Raw genomic sequence first — 18,073 nt, 5'->3', positions numbered from 1 at the left:
GCCAGGGCCTACAACCTCCCCAGTCTAGAGCCCCGCGGCACCAGTGCTACAGCCGCAGTGTCGCGTCGATGAGCGCCGGGTCGACCGGCGTGTGCGAGATGAGCACCACGGTGTGCGATCCGGCGGTCGCACCGAGCAGGTCGGCGACGAGCGAATCGGCCCGTCCGGGGTCGACGTTCGCGGTCGGCTCGTCGAGAATCAGCACCCGGAAGTCGGCAAGCAGCGCCCGCGCGAGGGCGATGCGCTGCGCCTGCCCACCCGACACGAGCGCGCCCCGCTCGCCGACCGGCGCATCCAGGCCGCCTCGCTCGCGCACCCACGCACCGAGGCCGACGCGGTCGAGCGCGTCGGTGAGCCGCGCATCCGTCGCCTCGGTGTTCGCGAACAACAGGTTCTGCCGAATCGACTCGTCGAACAGGTGCGCCCGCTGCTCGATCAGGCCGACGCCGCGGCGCAGGTCGGTCGGCGAAATCTCGCGGGCCTCGACCCCGCCGATGCGGTAGCCGCCGCGGTAGTCTAGCAGGCGCACGAGCCCGTTCGCGAACGTCGTCTTGCCTGCACCCGACTCCCCCGTCACGAGCAGACGGCTGCCCGCCGGGATGCGCAGGTCGAGCCCCTCGACGACGGGCCGGTCGGCGTGTGGCCAGCGCACCGCGAAGTCGCGCAGTTCGAGCTCGAGCGGACCGTCGGGCAGCGCGGCGCCGCCCTCGTACTCCTGCGGCAGCTCGGGCGGCACCTCGCTCGGCGCGGCCGACGCGACGCGCTGCGCCGACACCCGCACGCGCCGCCACGCCGCGACGGCGAGCGGCACCTGCGCGAACACCTCGAACAGGGCGAGCGGCACGAGCGCGAGCAGCGTGAGGTACTCGGGAATCAGCTCGCCGCGCACGACCGGGTCGATGCCGAGCGCGAGTGCGGCCGCGACGACGAGGCCGGCGAACACCGTGAACGTGCCGGTGACGACGCCCTCGCCGACCGAGCGGCGCACGAGCGCGCGCCGCAAGCGTTCGTCGGCCGCGCGCACCTTCGCGAGCTGCTCATCGAGCGCGTCGTAGGCGCGCAGCGTCGCGAGGTTCGTCAGGGTGTCGTGGATGCGGTCGCTCAGCTCCGAGCGCAGGGGCGCCACCTCGCGGTCGGCGCGGCCCGCGAGCGCGAGCTGCGCGGCCGTCGCAACGATGAGCGAGGCCACGAGCCCTACGAGCAGCGCGAGGGCGACGGGCCACGAGACGAGCCCGACCCCAAGCACCGTGAGCGCCGCGACGATGAGCGCCGTGACGAGCGGCTCGACGACGCGCAGCGGGTAGAACTGCAGCTCGTCGACGTCGTCGACGACGCGGGCGAGCAGGTCGCCGCGCCGGGTCGACGCGAGGCCCGCGGGCGCGATCGGGATCAGCCGATCGAGCAGGTTCACCCGAAGCTCGGCGAGCTGCCGGAACGAGGCGTCGTGCCCCTGCAGTTGCCGCAGGTAGCGGAACACGCCGCGGCCGATCGCGAACATCCGTACCGCGACGATCGCCCAACCGAGCCAGAGAATGTGAATGATGAGCGAGGCGCGCGTGATGAGGAACGCGCTCGTCGCGAGCAGCGCGACGACGCAGATTCCCCAAAGCACGCCCCACGCGATCGCGGGCCACAGCCGACGCGCCGACGGCAGCGCCGCCGCGAGCACCCGGGCCTCGTCGTCGCGCATCCCCGGGAACAGCCGTTGCGTGAGGTGCCGCCCGCTCATGCGCGTGCCTCCACTCCGGCGAGCGTCACGACGCGGTCGGCGGCCGCGAGCACCGGCCGCCGGTGGCTCACGACGACGACCACGCGACCCTCGTCGGCGAGGGCCCGCATCGCGTCGACCGCCGCCGCCTCACGGTCGGCATCGAGCGCCGAGGTCGGCTCGTCGAGCAGCACGATCGGGCAGTCGCGGCCGCGCGCACGGGCGATCGTGCGGGCGAGCGAGACGCGCTGGGCCTGGCCGCCCGACAGGCCTGCGCCGCCGACCCCGAGCGCCTGGTCTGGCGCAATGCCGGATGCGCCGGCGAGGTCGAGCGCACCCCGCACCTCGGCGTCGGGCAGCTCCGGCTGGCCGAGCGCGACGTTCTCGCGCACACTGCCCTCGATGAGGCCCGCCGACTGGCCCATCCAGGCCACCTGCGCATGCCCGCGTTCGCGGCGGATGACGTCGAGCAGCGTCGACTTACCGACGCCCGACTCCCCCGCGATCGCGGTGATCTCGCCGGGCGCGGCCTCGAAGTCGAGGCCGTCGAGCACGACGTGGTCGCCGTACGCGACCCGCACGTCGCGCAGGCACAGCGGTGTGGCGGCTGGTGCCGCGTCGACTGGTGGTACGTCGGCCGGTTCTGCGTCGGCGCGCTCGAGAATCTCGAAGACGCGGCTCGATGCCTCAACGCCCTCGGCGGCCGCGTGAAACTGCGCGCCCACTTGTCGCAGCGGGGCGAACACCTCGGGCGCGAGAATGAGCACGAACAGCCCGGCAAACAGCGTCATCTCGTTGTCGATGAGGCGAATGCCGATCTGCACCGCGACGAGCGCCACCGCGAGCGAGGCGAACAGCTCGAGCGCGAACCCCGACAGGAACGTGACCCGCAACACCTTCATCGTCGTGCGGCGATAGTCGTCGGTGACGGCGCGGATGCGCTCCCGCTGCCGGCGCGCGCGACCGAAGATCTTCAGGGTCGACAGCCCCTCGACGATCTCGAGGAACGCCTTCGCGAGGCCCGTGAGTGCGTCGAGCTGCTGCTTCTGCACGCGCTGTGTCGCGAGGCCGATGAGCACCATGAAGATCGGAATGATCGGAATCGTGATGAGCTCGGTGATCGCCGAGACCGGGTCGACCAGCAGTGTGATGACGACGAGCAGCGGCATCGCGATCGCCGTCAGCAGCAGCTGCGGCAGGTACTTCGCGAAGTAGCTGTCGAGGGCTTCGAGGCCGTGCGTCGACAGCGTTGTCGCCTCGGTGGAAGCGACGCCCGAGCGCGCGCCGAGCCGCGCGAGCGCCTCGGTGAGGTGACCGCGCAACTGCGTCTTCGCGGTCGCGGCGGCGCGGGCGCCGGCCCACTCCATGCCCCACTGCGCGAGGCCGCGCACGGCAACACAGCCGACGAGCACCCAGAGCACCCACGCGAGTTCGGAAAGCGGTTCGGCCGCGATGGCACCGGTGACCGCGCGGGCGATTGCCCACGCGACACCGACCATCGCGGCCGTCTGCAGAAGCCCCAAGACCGCGCCGATTGCGAGGAATGCTCGCGACGATCGGGCGTATCGAAGCAGGCGCGGATCAAGGGGCTTCACGGTACTTCAAGGGTACCCGGTCGCACCGCCGCGCGACCGGGCGAACGCCTACTTTTCGGTCGTGTAGATCGCGCCGGTCGTCACGTCCTCCTCGAGCGCCTCGAGCGTGCGGCCGCGCGTCTCGGGCACCTGCGTGATGACGAACAGCAGGGCGAGCGCACCAACGCCAGCGAAGATGAAGAACGTGCCGTTGATGCCCACCCACTCGACGAGCGAGAGGAAGTAGAGCGAAAGGAAACCGTTCATGATCCAGAGCGCGAACACCGAGATACCCATGCCGATGCCGCGCATGTGGAGCGGGAAGATCTCGGAGAGGTAGACCCACACCGCGATGTTGAGGAACGTCTGCATCGAGCCGACGAACGCGACGACGAGGAACAGGATCACCCAGGGGCGCAGCGGGTCGCCGACCGGCAGCACCATCGAGAACACGCCGATGAGCAGGTGGCAGGTGGTCGTGAGCGAGAACCCGATGATGAACGTCTTGCGACGGTCGAGCCGGTCCATCATCGCGAGCGCGATGAGGCCACCGACCACGGCGATAACGCCGGGCGCGATGTTCGCGATGAGCGCCGCGCTCTCGTCAAAGCCCGACTCGACGAGCACGGTCTGGCCGAAGTACATGATCGAGTTGATGCCCGTGAGCTGCTGGGCGATGCCAAGGCCGATGCCGACGAGCAGGATGCGCAGCAGGTTGCGGTTCGTGAGCACCGCACGCCAGCCGAGCTGGTCTTCGTGTCGCTCCTGCGCCGCGATGACCTTGAGCTCCTCGATCTCGGCGACGGCACGGTCTTCGCTGCGCACCTGACGGAGCACCTCGAGCGCGTCGTCGGTGCGGCCCTTCTCGATGAGCCAGCGCGGCGACTCGGGCATGCGGAGCATGCCGAAGAACAGCGCGATCGCGGGCAGTGCGCAGATCGCGAACATGATGCGCCAGACGTGGTCGAGGTGACCGAGCGTGTTGCCAAGGATCGCGTTGATGACGAACGCGGCGAGCTGACCGACGACGATCATGAGCTCATTGCGACCCGCGAGCGAGCCGCGGATTTCATAGGGCGCAATCTCGGCGAGGAACACCGGCACCACCGTCGACGCGCCGCCGACCGCGAGGCCGAGCAGCACGCGACCGACGACGAGCAGCGTGAGGTCGGGGGTAAAGACAACAAAGAGCGTGCCGACGAAGAAGAGCACGGCGAGCAGAATGATCGTCTTGCGACGGCCCCAGCCGTCGGAAAGCCGACCACCGAACATCGCGCCAAGCGCCGCGGCGAACACGAGCGAGCTCGTCGCAACGCCCTCGGTGAAGGCGTTGAGACCGAGCTCAGCGGCCATTGGCCGCAGTGCCCCGTTAATTACTCCGGTGTCATAGCCGAAGAGCAGACCGCCGAACGTGGCGATCATCGCGACGACTCCGAGGCGCTTGCGGTAGGGGCCAGCCACAAGCGCCGGCAGTGTACTGCCGGAGGTTCCCGAGGTGGATGCAGTCATCTTTGACTCCTTGTTGTGTGAGTGCCGCCGATTAGCGGCGAAGCAATCGTGCCAAAGTACTTTGTTAGGTCAAACTAACATCTGAACAAAGTAACCGAATTGTGATCTTTCTAAGCTCCGGCGAGCAGCTCGCGCACCGCATCCAACTGGTGCTTCGCCGACTCGTCGGCCGCCTCGTTCTCGGCAAACACGTTCGAGACGATGAGCGCGTCGGGTCGGTCGAGGTAGCCGGTCTCGCGCAGGGTGCCGAAGAGCTCCTGCCAGTCGACGTCGCCGTCGCCGATGTTGAGGTGCTGGTGCACGCGCACCGCGTTCCCAGGAGGGTTCGTGATGTAGCGCAGACCCTGCGAGCGCGTGTGGTCGAACGAGTCGGCGACGTAGACGGCGCCGAGCCGCTCCCCCACCTCGGGCAGCAGCGTCGCCGCACGGTCGCCGTAGTGGAACGTGTGCGCGGCTACGTAGACGAAGCCGACGCGGTCGGAGTCGAGCCCCCGGATGATGCGCCAGGCCTCGAGCCCGTCTTCGACGAAGTCGTCGGGGTGCGGGTCGATGTTCAGCGTGACGCCCTCGCGTTCAAGCACGGGCAGCAGCTCCTCCATCGACCGGTAGAACGCGGCCTCGGAGTCCTCTTCGCGCTCGGGGCGGCCCGAGAACTCGGTGTTCACGACCGGCGCCTCGAGGGCGGCTGCGATCTCGATGTACCGCTTGAGATTGCGCACGCCAGCCTCGCGTTGCGGCTCTTCGGGCCACGAGAATCGCTGCACCGGCAGCACCGACGTGATCGTCACGCCGGCATCGGCCGCGCGCTTCTTCAGCTGGCCAATCATGGCCGTGTCGACCTTCGGGTAGTGAAAGTGCCGCCCGAAGTCGGGGTTCGGCGTGAGCTGCAGGTACTCGTAGCCGAGCCGCGCGACCAGGTCGGGGAAATCGAGCAGCGGCACCGTGTCGTTGTACGGCGTGGGGTCGAGGGCAATGCGCACCATGTTGAGTCTCCTGGTTAGGCGTAGAACGCGGGTCGGTCGGGGCTCGTAATCTCCTGCACGCCACCGTCGAGGGCGCGCACCCCGGCCTCGCAGGCGAGCGCGACGAGGTAGCCGTCCCAGGCGTTCGGGCCGTCGACGAGGCGGCCGTCGCGCACCGCGTCGACCCAGCGGGTGATCTCGTTGTCATAGGCGGTCGAGAAGCGCGTCACGAACGACTCGTGCTCGCCCGTCGCAACCCGCGCATCCTGCCAGAGCTGCAGGCCAGAGGGCTGCCCGATGCGGGCGACGCCGCGCTGGAACACCGCCTCGGTCGTCACCTGGTAGCCGAACTGCACGTTGACGTTCATCTCGACGTCGACGAAGACGCCGTTCTCGAGCCCCATGATGACGACGATCGGCTCGCGCAGCCGCTCGGGCGCGAGGTCGTTGCGGCGCGGGTACTTCACCTCGACCGTCTTGATGGGCGAACCGGCGAGCCACGGCACGACGTCGAACTCGTGCACGACCGAGTCGTTGATCAGCATCGGCTGGATGTAAGTGTCGGGCACGCTCGGGTTGCGGTGCGCGCAGTGCAGCAGCAGCAGCTCGCCCGCGTCACCCTTCGCAACGAGCTCGCGCAGCTGCGCGTACTCGGGGTCGAAGCGGCGCATGAAGCCGACCTGAATGTGCGGGCGGTCGAGGCGCTGCTCGAGCTCAAGCACGCGCGCCGACGACTCGGAGTCTTGCGTGAGCGGCTTCTCGCAGAAGATCGGCAGGCCCGCCGCGAGCGCCGGCTCGATCACGGGCTCGTGGAACTGGCCCGGCGTCGCGATGAGCACGGCGTCAAACGCACTGGCGGCGATGCCGTCGTCGATGCTCGAGAAGGTCTCAGCGCCGGGCGCGAGCTCGGCCGCGGCGGCGGCGCGCTCGGCGTTCGGCTCGATGATCGCCGAGACGCGAGCTCCGCTAATGCGGTGGGTGATGCGGGCGATGTGGTCGGCGCCCATGAGGCCGGCGCCGACGACGCCGATGCGAAGGTCAGTGGTCATGATGTCTCCTGTGGTGGTTCCGCGGGGCCGAGCTAGCGCGAGCGGGCAAACGAGGTGCAGCCGAAGATGTGGCGGCGGGTGCGGGTCGCGATGTCGTGGGGCAGGTTGATGTCGACGCCGGGCATGTCCTGCTCGACGATCGCGAAGGTTTCGGGGTCGAGCTTCGCGACCGCCTCGATGATCGGCGCGAAGTCGGGGATGCCGGCGGGCGGCTCGACCATGATGTCGCTCGCGGCATCGGCGAACGAGATGTCGTTCTTCAGCACCTCGAAGCGGTACTCGGGGTCGATCTGCTTGAGGTGGAGGTAGCCGATGCGCTCCGGGTGCTCCTCGATGAGGCGCAGGTTGTCGCCGCCGTAGTAGGCGTAGTGGCCCGTGTCGAGGCAGAGGTTGACGTAGCGCGGGTCGGTGAGCTCGAGCAGGCGCACAACCTCGCCGCGCGTACCCACGTGGCTGTCGGCGTGCGAGTGGAACTGCTGACGCACCCCGTACTCCTCGAGCAGCGCCTTGCCGAGCCGCTCCTGCCCGGTCGCGAGCTTCGCCCACTGCTCAGGCGTGAGTGTGCGTGCCTCGAGGGCCTCGCCCGTGAGGTCGCTGCGCCACATGTCGGGAATCACAACGATGTGCTCGGCGCCGAGCTTCGAGACGAGACCGGCAACCTGCACGGCCTGATCCCAGGCGCGCTGCCACTCGTCGTCGCCCTTGTGGAAGCCCGTGAATACGGTGCCGCCCGAGAGCTTCAGGTTGCGCTTGCCGAGCTCATCCTCCAGCTCGTGCGGGTCGGTCGGCAGGTAGCCGTACGGCCCGAGCTCGATCCAGTTGTAGCCCGCCGCCTCGACCTCGTCGAGAAAGCGCTGCCACGGAATCTGGCGCGGGTGGTCGGGGAACCAGACGCCCCACGAGTCGGGCGCGGTGCCGATGCGGAGCCCGCTCGTGGCGGCAGTGGTGTCGGTCGTCATTGTCCTAGGTGCTCCTTGATTGGTGTGGTTCAGTCTTGGTGGGTTCAACCCAGCAGCGGCCGCTGCTCCGCAACCTGGTCTTCGTACTCCGCGCGTGCCGCCTGCGTCGTTTCGAGCGTCGAGACCTCGGCGACCGGCACATCCCACCACCCGGCGCCGTCGGGCGCGTAGATGTGGGGGTCGGAGTTGATGTGAATGAAGGTCGAGCGCGTCGACGCCTTCGCGGCCGCAATTGCCGCCTCGAGCTCGTCGACGGCCGTCTCGCCCGGCTCGATCTCGACGACGTCGAGGCCGTAGCTTCGAGCGTTCATCGCGAGGTCGACGGGCAGCACCTCATCGCCCTGGAAGTTGCGCGCCTGCGGGTCGTAGGCGCGGTACTTCGTGCCGAATCGCTCCGACCCCACCGTCTCCGAGAGGTGACCGATCGACGCGTAGCCGTGGTTCTGAATGAGCACAACGATGAGCTTGATCCCCTCGGCGACCGCCGTAACGAGCTCGGTGTTGAGCATGAGGTACGAGCCGTCGCCAACCATGACGATGACGTCGCGGTCGGAGCCGTCGGCGAGCGCGCCGCGCTTCACGCCGAGGCCGCCGGCGATCTCGTAACCCATGCACGAGAACGCGTACTCGACGTGGTACCCGAGCGGGTCGCGCACGCGCCAGAGCTTGTGGAGGTCGCCCGGCAGCGAACCGGCCGCCTGCACGATCACGTCGTCGGGCGCGCTGCTGCGCTGCACGGCGCCGATGATCTCGGGCTGGCCCGGAAGCGTGAGGCCCGACCGCGCAAACGCGGTGTCGACCGTCGAGTCCCACTCTGCCTTTTCGGCGCGGATGCGCTCGGCGTAGTCGGCGTCAACCCGCACGTCGGCGAGGAGTGGCGTGAGCTCGACGAGCGCCTCACGCGCGTCGGCGATGAGCGGCAGCTGCGAGCCGTGCTTGTACGCGTCAAACGAGGCGACGTTGAGGTTCACGAACGTCACGTTCGGGTGCTGGAACGCGGTGCGCGACGCGGTCGTGAAGTCGCTGTAGCGCGTGCCGACGCCAATGATGACGTCGGCCTCGGCCGCGATGCGGTTCGCGGCGAGGGTGCCGGTTGCACCGACACCGCCAAGGCTCTGCGGGTGATCCCAGTCGAGCGTGCCGCCGCCAGCCTGCGAGGTGCCGACGGGAATCCCGGTCGTCTCGACGAGCTCACGCAGCACGCCCTCGGCGCCCGAGTAGAGCACGCCGCCGCCGGCGACGATCATGGGACGCTTCGCAGCACGGATCGCCTCGACGGCCGCCGCGAGCGCGTCGCGGTCGGGGCGCGGGCGGTTGATGCGCCACTCACGGTCTTGAAGGAACTCGAGCGGCACGTCGATCGCCTCGGCCTGCACGTCCTCGGGCAGCGCGATCGTCACGGCGCCGGTCTCGACCGGGTCGGTGAGCACGCGCATCGCGGCGAGCGCGATCGAGAATAGCTGCTCGGGGCGCTCGACGCGGTCGAAGAACTTCGAGACGGGGCGGAAGGCGTCGGTGACCTGCACGCTCGTGTCGTGCGGGTGCTCGAGCTGCTGCAGCACGGGGTCGGCAACGCGAGTCGCAAACGTGTCGCTCGGCAGCAGCAGCGCCGGCAGGCGGTTCGAGGTCGCGAGGGCCGCGCCCGTGAGCATGTTCGCGGCGCCGGGGCCGACCGACGCGGCCGCGGCGAGCGTCGCGCGACGCCGGTGCATCCGCGCGTAACCGACCGCCTGGTGCACCATCGCCTGCTCGTTGCGGGCCTGGTAGTACGGCATGAGGTCGGGCTGCTCTTCGTTGAACTGCCGCAGCGCCTGCCCGACACCGGCGACGTTGCCGTGGCCGAAGATGCCGAACATGCCCGCGACCGTGCGCTCACGCACGTCGCCGTCGACGGTGTACTGGTGTGCGAGGAACTCGACGAGGGCCTGGCCCACCGTCATGCGCTTCGTCTCGGCCATCCCTACTGCTCCTTCGCGCCCGAGGTGGGCTCGTACGGCAGGCGGGTGTCGAACTCCTGCCCCTCCCAGGTCTCGCGCACCCAGGCGTGGTGCGGGTCGTCGCTGATGTGCCAGACGCGCTCGGCGTCGGGGCCGGCCATGACGTTGAGGTAGTACATGTCGTAGCCGGGGGCCGCGACCGCCGGGCCGTGGTAGCCGTATGGCACGAGGGCGACATCGCCCGTGCGCACCTGCGCGTTGATGTCGATCTCGCCGGCGGGCGACGAGTACGTGCTGAACATGCCGAACGACGCTTCCTGCGTGCCGGCGTCGCCGCCGACGCGCGCGGGCGCGGTCTCGAAGTAGTAGATCTCCTCGAGGCGCGACTCGTGGCCGGGCTTCGCCTCGTCGTGCTTGTGCGGCGGGTACGACGACCAGTTCTCGGCGGGCGTGATGACCTCGCAGACGATGAAACGCTCAGCCTCGAGCGCCGCGGGGGTGCCGTAGTTGTGCACCTGGCGGCTCGAGGCGCCGGCGCCTCGCAGCTCAACGGGATACTCGCTCGCGGCGAGATATCGGGTGGGATGCGCGACCTCGGTCGGCGACTCGGCGATCGCGACGCGCCCCTCACCGCGGAGCACGAGGTGCCCCTCGGTCGAGACGTAGAGCACGTCGGTCGGCCCGTCGAACACCGAGGCGCGGCCAGCGAGATCGTAGTGCTCACCGACGTCGCCCTCGGCGACGTGCACGCGGAACGAACCCGCGAGCGGCACGACGAGTTTCTCGGTGCCGCCCTTGAGAATGAGCTGCTCGCCGGCCGCGAGGGTCGCGACGCGCAGCCCCGTGTGCTGCCAGCCGTCGAGCGAGCCGTCGACAACCGTCTCCCAGCCGTCGCGCGCGAGGGCGCCGCGGGGGTGGAACCAGCGCTGTTCAGTCATGTTGCCTATCTCCCAGAAATCGTGGTGAGGTCGCGGTGCACGAGGCGGGCGGCCGTGTCGACGGCGCCCGCGACGTCACCGTCGGGAGGGTAGAGCAGGGTGCGGCCGACAGTGAGGCCCATGACGCCGGGCAGCGCGAGGGCGCGGTCCCAGGCGGCGAAGGTCTCATCGGGGTCGGCGCCGGAGTCGCCGCCGAGCAGCAGCGTCGGCATCGTCGTCGCGGCCATGACGCGCTCCATGTCGTCGACAACGGGGAGCTTCATCCAGGTGTAGGCGCTGTCGGCGCCGAGGCCCTGGGCGATCGCGATCGAGAGGATCACGGCATCGGTCGAGAGGTCGTTCACGATGCGGCCGTCACGCCACTCGCTAAGGAACGGCTCGAGCATGATCGGGATGCGCGCGGCCGCGGCCTCGCTGACGGCGCGGGCGGTCGCTTCGAGCGTCGCGGCGGTGCCGGCGTCGGCGAGGTTGACGCGCACGAGGGTCTTCGCGAAGTCGATCCCACGGTCGGCGATCGCGTCGATGTCGTAGGCGCCGTAGCGGTCGTCCATCTCGAAAGCGGCGCCGCGCAGGCCGCCGCGGTTCATCGAGCCGACGATGAGCTTGTCGTCGAGCAGGCCGAGGGCGGCGAGGTCATCGATGATGTCGGGCGTGCCGAGCACTCCGTCGACGCCCGGGTGCGCGAGCGCGGTCGCGAGCCGGTCGAGCAGCTCGTAGCGGTCGGCCATTGCGGTGGGGTTCTGCCCGACCGCGAGGGCGCCGCGGGCCGGGTGGTCGGCGGCGATGATGAACAGGCGCCGGTCGCCGCGCAGCAGATCGCGGCGGCGGCGGCGCGCGAACGTCTCGGCGATCGCGTCGGGCCGCAGCGCGCGCACCTCGCGGAGCTCGGCGAACTGGGTCTCAGTGAGTGTCGGCATCTCAGGCTTCCTGGAGGAGTCGTTCGACCTCGTCGGCCGTCGGCATTGCGGTGGAACATTCGCGGCGCGACGCGACGAGCGCGCCGGCGACGTTTGCGAAGCGGAGCGCGCGCTCGAGGCCCCAGCCTTCCAGCAGCCCGTGGCAGAGGGCGCCGCCGAACGCGTCGCCGGCGCCAAGGCCATTGATGACGTCGACGGCGTGCACGGGCACTTCGACCGTCTCGTCGCGCGTCTTCGCGAGCACGCCGCGGGGGCCCTGCTTCACGATCGCGAGCTCGAGGCCCCGCTCGAGCAGTGCATCCGCCGCCCGGCTCGGTTCGGTCTCGCCGACCGCGACCTCGCACTCTTCGCGGTTGCCGACCGCGACCGTCACCTGCTCAAGCACGCTGCCAACCTCGGCCGAGGCCGCCTCGCGCGACTCCCAGAACATCGGCCGGTAGTCGAGGTCGAGAATTGTGTGCTCGCGGCGGCCGCGGCGGCCGAGTATCTCGTGGTGCGTGGCCCGGCTCGGCTCTTCGGCGAGACCGGTCGTCGTAATCCAGAGGATTCGCGCGGCCTCGACCGCGTCGAGGTCGAGCTGCGCCGTGTCGACGTTGTGGTCGGGCGCCTTTGGCTCGCGGTAGAAGTAGAGCGGGAAGTCGTCGGGCGGGAAGATCTCGCAGAACGTGACGGGCGTCTTCAGATCGGGATCGGTCGCGACGAAGCGGTTGTCGACCCCGAGGCGGGCGAGCTCGTTCAGCAGGTAGCGACCGAACGGGTCGTCGCCGACGCGGGAGATGAGGGCCGGCGCGTGGCCGTAGCGCGCGACCGCGACGCTGAGGTTCGCGGCGGTGCCACCGAGGTACTTGCCGAAGGTCTCGACCTCTTCGAGCCCCACCCCGTCTTGCAGGGGATAGATATCGACGCCGAGGCGGCCGATGGCGAGCACATCCGGTGAGATGGTCATCGTCAAACTCCATTGTCTTGACTTGGCGGCCAGCCGGGTCTCGGCCGAGCCGCACTCGTGCATGTATGTCAGGACAATATCACAAGCAAGACCGGGTGCAAGCCAGGAATTGGCCAGGAAAGTCGACCCGCTTTGGGCGCGGTAACATTGTCGGGACATTAGGCCGAACCGCGCGCAACGGAGGGAGCGAGTTATGGCAGTCGAACCGGCAGTCTGGCCCGACGAACTGTTTACCGACCTCGACCGAACCGGCCCCGTGCCCCTGTACTACCAGGTGTCGAGCCGACTCGAGGCGGCGATCCGCTCGGGCGAGATCGCGACCGGCGCGCGACTCGAAAACGAGATCGAGATCGGCCGTCGACTCGGACTCTCCCGCCCTACCGTGCGCCGGGCGATCCAGGAGCTCGTCGACAAGGGGCTCCTCGTACGCCGCCGCGGCATCGGCACGCAGGTCGTGCAGGGCCAGGTCACCCGCGAGGTCGAGCTCACGAGCCTCTGGGAAGACCTCCAGAGCAGCAAGCACATTCCGACGACGCGCATCCTCGGCCGCGAGCTCGTCGGCGCGCCCGACGACGTCGCAGAACGGCTCGGCATCGAGCCGGGCAGCGAGGTTCTGCACCTGCGCCGCCTGCGCCTCACCGAGGGTGTGCCGGTCGCGGTGCTCGAGAACTGGCTCCCCGCCGACTTCGACGACATCACCGAGACCCTGCTCGAACAGCAGGGCCTCTACCAGGTGCTCCGCTCGCGCGGCGTCACGATTCGAGTGGCGAAGCAGCGCATCGGTGCCCGTCGCGAGCGCGGCGACGAGGCTCGCCTGCTCGACGTCGACAGCGGCAGCCCCCTACTCACGATGGAGCGCGTCGCGTTTGACGCGTCAGGCCGGGCAATCGAGGTCGGCCGCCACTGCTACCGCCCCGACATGTATAGCTTCGAGACCACACTCGTCGCGAAGTAGGCCGGGGCGGCAGGAGCCGTTCTAGCGATCCCAGACGCCGGTGACGAGCCCGCGGCCGAGCGTGTGGCCGAACATGTTGAAGCCGAGCGCGGCGGGAGTCGCACCCTCGGGCAGGTCGAGGGTCGTGTCGAGCGCGTGCACGGCGAAGATGTAGCGGTGCTCGCCGTGGCCAACGGGCGGGGCCGCACCCGCGTATCCCGCGACGCCGCCGTCGTTGCGCAGGGTGCGCGCGTCGATCGGCAGGTCGTCCGAGTCGGGCGTGCCGGCGCCGGCCGGCAGCGAGGTCACGTCAGCCGGGATGTTGTAGACGGCCCAGTGCCAGAAGCCCGAACCGGTCGGGGCATCCGGGTCCCAGCACGTCACCGCGAAGCTCTTCGTCCCCTCGGGCGCGGGGCCCCACTCGAGTGCGGGCGAGCGGTCCTCCCCCGCCGCGAGCGCACCTGCGCTCACCTGCGGGTCGGGCAGCCGCGCACCGTCGGCGAAGTCGGGCGACGACACCGCGAGGTCGGGGGCCGCGGAGATCGATCCGTACGTGTTGGCTGCCATGGAAATGCTCCTTCGTTCGAGGCTTGGGCGTTCGAGGCTTCGTGACCCCGCCTATCCTGCCGAACGCACCTCGGCGATCGCTGGGGCATCGGCGTGCGACTCGAAATCTTCGCGGCGCAGGCGCTTGCGGAAGGTCCAGAAGCTCCACGCCTGGTAGCCGATGACGAGCGGCATGATCACGAGGAACGCCCACGCCATGATCGTGAGGGTCGTCTCGCTCGCGGCACCGTTCCAGATCGTGAGGTCCTCCCCGCCCGACAGGTTGCGCATGAGCGCCGGGTAGAGCGCCGCGAACAGCGACCACACGGCCGCGATCACGGTCGCGCAGCCGAAGGCGAAGGCGACGCCGTCGCGGCGGCGCAGGTGCGCGACCCACGAGGCGAGGAACGCGACGACCGCGACCGCCGAGAGCACGAGGCCCACGAGCGAGAAGTACGCCGCGACGGTCCAGCCGAGGAACGCGAGCGCGAGCACGGCGACCGCGACGCCGACCCAGATCGCGAGCTTGTGCGCGCGCTCACGTAGGTCACCGTCGGTCTTTCGCGAGATGAACGTGAGGCCGTGGTAGAAGAACAGCGCGAGCGTCGTGAGGCCGCCGAGCAGCGCGTACGGGTTGAGCAGGTCGAGCAGCGAGCCCGTGTAGTTGAACTCGCTCACGAACGTGAGATCGCCGACCGTCTGCGTGTGCGACTCCATCGGCATGCCGCGCACAATGTTCGCGAACGCGGCGCCCCACAGCAGGGCCGGAATCGCCGAGCCGAAGAAGATCATCCAGTCGAACGAGCGCGTCCAGCGCACGCCCTTGCCCTGGTGCCGGTACTCGAACGAGACACCGCGGGCGATGAGCGCGAGCAGGATGATCAGCAGCACGAGGTAGGCGCCCGAGAACACGGTGGCGTACCACTCGGGGAACGCGGCGAACATGAGCGCGCCGCCGACGATCACCCACGTCTCGTTGAGGTCCCAGATCGGCCCAATCGTGTTGATGAGGATGCGCCGGTCGGTGTCATCGCGGCCGATAATCGGCAGCGCGATGCCGACGCCGAAGTCGAAGCCATCGAGCACGAAATACCCGATGAACATGAAGGCGATGATCCAGAAGAAGAGGATCTCGAGTTCCATCAGTACACGCTCGCTTTCACCTTGACGTCATCGATGTTCTCGACGACACCGTCGTCGTTCGCGCCCGGCACCTGAATCGGGTCGGACTGCGCGGCCTTGAGGATGAGCTTCACCTCAACCACGGCGAGGATGCCGTAGATGAGCGTGAAGGCGATGAGTGAGATGAGCACGTTCACTCCCGAGACGTTCGGCGAGACGCCAGCCTCGGTGGGCATCAGCCCGAACACGAGCCACGGTTGTCGACCCATCTCGGTGAAGACCCAGCCGACGAGGATGCCCCAGAGCGGGAACGTCGCCGTCCAGATCGCGATTTGGTAGTGCCAACCACGCGGCTCGGCGCCCTTGCGGGTCACCCAGAGGCCCACGAGCGCGATCGCCATCGAGGCCATACCGAAGAACATCATCCAGCGGAACGACCAGTACGTGACCCAGATCACTGGGTAGTAGATCTGGTCGGCGCCGTAGAGCTGTTCGTACTGCGCCTGCAGGTCGTTGATGCCCTCGACCGTGCCGCTAAACGAGTTGCTCGCGAGGAACGCGGAGACATAGGGCACACGCAGCGACCACACCTCCTCGGTGCCGTCGGGGGTGCCGATCGAGAACAGCGAGAACGACGCGTCGGCGCCGCTCGACGTGTTCCACATGGCCTCGGCCGCCGCCATCTTCATGGGCTGCGTCGCGGTCATCGCGAGGCCGAGCTCGTGGCCCGAGAGCATGACGGCGAAGCCCGAAATGAGCACGGTCCACAGCCCGAACCGCATCGCCGGGCGGAACACATCGAAGTGCTGGCCGCGGCGCAGGTGCCAAGCGGCGACGCCGACGATGATCGTGCCGGCGAGCATGACCGAGGCGGCGAGCGTGTGCGGCAGCTGCGTGAGCGCGACGGGGTTCAGCAGCACGGCGCCGAAGTCGACGAGCTCGGCGCGACCGTTTTCGGCGCTGAACTCGAACCCGACCGGGTTCTGCATGAACGCGTTCGCGGCGAGGATGAAGTAGGCCGAGGCCCACGTGCCGATCATGGTCATCCAGATGCACGCGAGGTGGGCGGCGGGCTTGATGCGATCCCATCCGAAGATCCACAGGCCGATGAACGTCGCCTCCATGAAGAACGCGACGAGACCCTCGAACGCGAGCGGCGCACCGAAAATGTCGCCGACGAAGCGCGAGTAGTTCGACCAGTTCATGCCGAACTGGAACTCCTGCACGATGCCGGTGACGACACCCATCGCGAAGTTAATGAGGAAGATGTTGCCGAAGAACTTCGTGAGCTGCAGGTACTGCACCTTGCCGGTGCGGTGCCAGGCGGTCTGCCAGATGGCGACGCAGAGCACGAGGCCGAGCGTGATCGGCACGAAGAGGAAGTGGTAGAGGGTGGTCAGCCCGAACTGCCACCGAGAGAGAATGAGTGGGTCGAGTAACGCGTCCATGAGCGGCTCCAGAAGCTAGGCACGGCTTGCTAAGAACTCTACAAATTGTAGCGTTAATTTCGACGGCTCAAGACCAACACCCAGCGCGCCCGATTAGGATTCCTGGATGCTCTCCGACCTGCTCGACACCGTCATCCAGACCGTGCAGCAGCTCGACCCCTGGCTCGTCGCGACCATCGCCTTCGTCGGGCTCCTGCTCGAGACGAGCCTCTTCATCGGGTTCCTCGTGCCCGGCGACGCGACCCTGCTCGTCACCGCGACGAGCGTGACCACCCCGCAGCAGTGGGTGCTCATCGTGCTCGCCGCGATTCTCGGAGCGTTCGCGGGCGAGTCGATCGGCTTCGCCCTCGGCCGCTGGCTCGGGCCCGCCATCAAGCGCTCGTGGCTCGGGCGGCGAATTGGCCTGGCGAACTGGGAGCAGGCCGAAACCTACCTCGCGAAGCGCGGCGGCGTCGCGGTGTTCGTCTCGCGGTTCCTCCCCGTGCTCCACTCCCTCGTGCCGGTGACGGCCGGCATGGCGCGCATGCGCTACCGCAAGTTCCTCGCGTGGACCCTCCCCGCCTGCACCGTCTGGGCCGTCGCCTACGTCTCGGTCGGCGCGTTCGCGACCGCGAGCTATCAGCAGCTGAGCTCGCAACTCCACTGGGCGGGCTTCGTGTTCGCGGCGATCATCGTCGTGTTCGTCGTCGTCGTGTGGCTCGTCAAGCGCTGGCTCACGAAGCGGGTGGATGCGCAGCTCGCGTCGGGCGCGACCGGCACCGACTCGCCACCCACCCGGGTGCCCTAGGCTCGTTCGCATGTGCGGCAGATTCGTAGTGGCCCGCGCCACCGGTGAGCTCACCGCCGAGCTCGACATCGACCACGAGGCGCCCGACCTCCCGGGTGCCTCCTACAACGTCGCGCCGACCACGCAGATTCGCCTCGTCGTCGACACCCCCGAAGCGCGCCGCCTCGAGTCGGCGAAGTGGGGGCTCGTGCCCGGCTGGGCGAAAGACGAGTCGGTCGGCGTGCGCGCGTTCAACGCCCGCAGCGAGACGGCGGTATCGAAACCGACGTTCCGCGCCGCGGTGAAGCAGCGCCGCGGCGTGATCCCCGTCGACGGCTACTACGAGTGGCACAAGCGGGCCGACGGCTCAAAGCAGCCGTACTACGTGCATCCGTCGGGCGGCGGCTCGCTGCTGTTCGCGGCCCTCTACGAGTGGTGGAAACGCCCCGAGCCCGCCGACGACGGCAGCGCGTGGCTGCTCTCGGCGACGATCCTCACCCGCCAGTCGGCGACCGAGAACCTCGAATGGCTGCACGACCGCACGCCCGTGTTTCTCGACCGCGGCGACGTCGACGAGTGGCTCGACCCCGCAACGACCGGCGACGCGGCCCTCGTCGACGACTTCGCCGATCGCGCCCTCGCAGTGTCGGGCGGCCTCGAGCTGCGGCCCGTCGACCGCCGCGTCGGCAACGTGCGCGAGAACGACGAGCACCTCATCGACGAGGTCGAGGTCGCGGAGTGATTTCGGTCGTTTGCCC

General features: G+C 69.0%; 16 protein-coding genes. 3 read left to right on the top strand and 13 right to left on the bottom strand.

Translation table 11 applies throughout. The features are described 5' to 3' along the window. Positions 1–46 precede the first annotated feature (46 nt). From cydC to iolC, 10 genes are all read right to left on the bottom strand, one after another. Positions 47–1,729 (bottom strand): thiol reductant ABC exporter subunit CydC, encoded by a 1,683-nt coding sequence (gene cydC / locus G328_RS0106975; RefSeq protein WP_019618629.1) that lies wholly within the window; start codon positions 1,727–1,729, stop codon positions 47–49. Next, a complete protein-coding gene (gene cydD, locus G328_RS0106970; RefSeq protein ID WP_026339712.1) occupies positions 1,726–3,303 on the bottom strand; it encodes a thiol reductant ABC exporter subunit CydD in 1,578 nt (525 codons plus the stop codon). Before cydD ends, cydC begins: the two co-directional genes overlap by 4 nt. A 48-nt stretch (positions 3,304–3,351) precedes the next feature. Further along, positions 3,352–4,791, bottom strand: a complete 1,440-nt coding sequence (locus tag G328_RS0106965) for a sugar porter family MFS transporter (protein WP_026339711.1) — start codon at positions 4,789–4,791, stop codon at positions 3,352–3,354. Positions 4,792–4,901: 110 nt separating this feature from the next. Then, on the bottom strand, positions 4,902–5,774 hold the full coding sequence (locus G328_RS0106960; RefSeq protein ID WP_019618626.1) for a sugar phosphate isomerase/epimerase family protein: 873 nt from the start codon (positions 5,772–5,774) through the stop codon (positions 4,902–4,904). 14 nt (positions 5,775–5,788) lie between these two features. Next, positions 5,789–6,802 carry a Gfo/Idh/MocA family oxidoreductase gene (locus G328_RS0106955; RefSeq protein WP_019618625.1) on the bottom strand — a complete coding sequence of 338 codons (1,014 nt, stop codon included), beginning with the start codon at positions 6,800–6,802 and terminating at the stop codon, positions 5,789–5,791. A 32-nt stretch (positions 6,803–6,834) separates the two neighbouring features. Further along, on the bottom strand, positions 6,835–7,761 hold the full coding sequence (locus G328_RS0106950) for a sugar phosphate isomerase/epimerase family protein (RefSeq protein ID WP_019618624.1): 927 nt from the start codon (positions 7,759–7,761) through the stop codon (positions 6,835–6,837). Between the two features lie 44 nt (positions 7,762–7,805). After that, on the bottom strand, positions 7,806–9,719 hold the full coding sequence (gene iolD / locus G328_RS0106945; RefSeq protein ID WP_019618623.1) for a 3D-(3,5/4)-trihydroxycyclohexane-1,2-dione acylhydrolase (decyclizing): 1,914 nt from the start codon (positions 9,717–9,719) through the stop codon (positions 7,806–7,808). A gap of 2 nt (positions 9,720–9,721) precedes the next feature. Next, positions 9,722–10,636, bottom strand: a complete 915-nt coding sequence (gene iolB, locus G328_RS0106940; protein WP_019618622.1) for a 5-deoxy-glucuronate isomerase — start codon at positions 10,634–10,636, stop codon at positions 9,722–9,724. A 5-nt stretch (positions 10,637–10,641) separates the two neighbouring features. After that, entirely contained in the window at positions 10,642–11,553 is a 912-nt protein-coding gene (locus G328_RS0106935; RefSeq protein ID WP_019618621.1) for a class I fructose-bisphosphate aldolase, read from the bottom strand. Position 11,554: 1 nt separating this feature from the next. Continuing rightward, the gene (gene iolC, locus G328_RS0106930) at positions 11,555–12,499 is read right to left on the bottom strand and encodes a 5-dehydro-2-deoxygluconokinase (protein ID WP_019618620.1); all 945 of its coding nucleotides are present in this window, start codon (positions 12,497–12,499) and stop codon (positions 11,555–11,557) included. Between the two features lie 193 nt (positions 12,500–12,692). Here iolC and G328_RS0106925 point away from each other — a divergent pair, with 193 nt between their 5' ends. Next, complete coding sequence (locus G328_RS0106925; RefSeq protein WP_019618619.1) at positions 12,693–13,454, top strand: GntR family transcriptional regulator; 762 nt, start codon at positions 12,693–12,695, stop codon at positions 13,452–13,454. Between the two features lie 21 nt (positions 13,455–13,475). Here the strand turns inward: G328_RS0106925 and G328_RS0106920 are convergent, their stop codons facing one another. The 3 genes from G328_RS0106920 to G328_RS0106910 are packed head-to-tail and all read right to left on the bottom strand — an operon-like array spanning position 13,476 to position 16,549. Next, entirely contained in the window at positions 13,476–14,000 is a 525-nt protein-coding gene (locus G328_RS0106920; RefSeq protein WP_019618618.1) for a YbhB/YbcL family Raf kinase inhibitor-like protein, read from the bottom strand. Positions 14,001–14,051: 51 nt separating this feature from the next. Further along, positions 14,052–15,122, bottom strand: coding sequence for a cytochrome d ubiquinol oxidase subunit II (cydB, locus tag G328_RS0106915; RefSeq protein WP_019618617.1), 1,071 nt, complete (start codon positions 15,120–15,122; stop codon positions 14,052–14,054). Then, positions 15,122–16,549 carry a cytochrome ubiquinol oxidase subunit I gene (locus G328_RS0106910; protein WP_019618616.1) on the bottom strand — a complete coding sequence of 476 codons (1,428 nt, stop codon included), beginning with the start codon at positions 16,547–16,549 and terminating at the stop codon, positions 15,122–15,124. Before G328_RS0106910 ends, cydB begins: the two co-directional genes overlap by 1 nt. Positions 16,550–16,655: 106 nt before the next feature. Here G328_RS0106910 and G328_RS0106905 point away from each other — a divergent pair, with 106 nt between their 5' ends. Further along, entirely contained in the window at positions 16,656–17,336 is a 681-nt protein-coding gene (locus G328_RS0106905) for a DedA family protein (protein WP_019618615.1), read from the top strand. Positions 17,337–17,346: 10 nt separating this feature from the next. Further along, entirely contained in the window at positions 17,347–18,057 is a 711-nt protein-coding gene (locus G328_RS0106900) for an SOS response-associated peptidase (RefSeq protein ID WP_026339709.1), read from the top strand. Positions 18,058–18,073: the final 16 nt, after the last annotated feature.

The sequence above is a fragment of the [Zimmermannella] faecalis ATCC 13722 genome (assembly GCF_000381765.1).
GTDB classification, from domain to species: Bacteria; Actinomycetota; Actinomycetes; order Actinomycetales; family Microbacteriaceae; genus Gulosibacter; species Gulosibacter faecalis.
The sequence above is the reverse complement of the archived record's forward strand: the minus strand, read 5'-3'. Positions and strand labels throughout refer to the sequence as shown.

What these genes read in the sequence shown, in the direction of transcription:
- cydC (WP_019618629.1), bottom strand. Translation starts at nt 1,729, where the DNA reads ATGAGCGGGCGGCACCTCACGCAACGGCTGTTCCCGGGGATGCGCGAC.
- G328_RS0106965 (WP_026339711.1), bottom strand. Translation starts at nt 4,791, where the DNA reads ATGACTGCATCCACCTCGGGAACCTCCGGCAGTACACTGCCGGCGCTT.
- G328_RS0106960 (WP_019618626.1), bottom strand. Translation starts at nt 5,774, where the DNA reads ATGGTGCGCATTGCCCTCGACCCCACGCCGTACAACGACACGGTGCCG.
- G328_RS0106955 (WP_019618625.1), bottom strand. Translation starts at nt 6,802, where the DNA reads ATGACCACTGACCTTCGCATCGGCGTCGTCGGCGCCGGCCTCATGGGC.
- G328_RS0106950 (WP_019618624.1), bottom strand. Translation starts at nt 7,761, where the DNA reads ATGACGACCGACACCACTGCCGCCACGAGCGGGCTCCGCATCGGCACC.
- iolD (WP_019618623.1), bottom strand. Translation starts at nt 9,719, where the DNA reads ATGGCCGAGACGAAGCGCATGACGGTGGGCCAGGCCCTCGTCGAGTTC.
- iolB (WP_019618622.1), bottom strand. Translation starts at nt 10,636, where the DNA reads ATGACTGAACAGCGCTGGTTCCACCCCCGCGGCGCCCTCGCGCGCGAC.
- G328_RS0106935 (WP_019618621.1), bottom strand. Translation starts at nt 11,553, where the DNA reads ATGCCGACACTCACTGAGACCCAGTTCGCCGAGCTCCGCGAGGTGCGC.
- iolC (WP_019618620.1), bottom strand. Translation starts at nt 12,499, where the DNA reads ATGACCATCTCACCGGATGTGCTCGCCATCGGCCGCCTCGGCGTCGAT.
- G328_RS0106925 (WP_019618619.1), top strand. Translation starts at nt 12,693, where the DNA reads ATGGCAGTCGAACCGGCAGTCTGGCCCGACGAACTGTTTACCGACCTC.
- G328_RS0106920 (WP_019618618.1), bottom strand. Translation starts at nt 14,000, where the DNA reads ATGGCAGCCAACACGTACGGATCGATCTCCGCGGCCCCCGACCTCGCG.
- cydB (WP_019618617.1), bottom strand. Translation starts at nt 15,122, where the DNA reads ATGGAACTCGAGATCCTCTTCTTCTGGATCATCGCCTTCATGTTCATC.
- G328_RS0106910 (WP_019618616.1), bottom strand. Translation starts at nt 16,549, where the DNA reads ATGGACGCGTTACTCGACCCACTCATTCTCTCTCGGTGGCAGTTCGGG.
- G328_RS0106905 (WP_019618615.1), top strand. Translation starts at nt 16,656, where the DNA reads ATGCTCTCCGACCTGCTCGACACCGTCATCCAGACCGTGCAGCAGCTC.
- G328_RS0106900 (WP_026339709.1), top strand. Translation starts at nt 17,347, where the DNA reads ATGTGCGGCAGATTCGTAGTGGCCCGCGCCACCGGTGAGCTCACCGCC.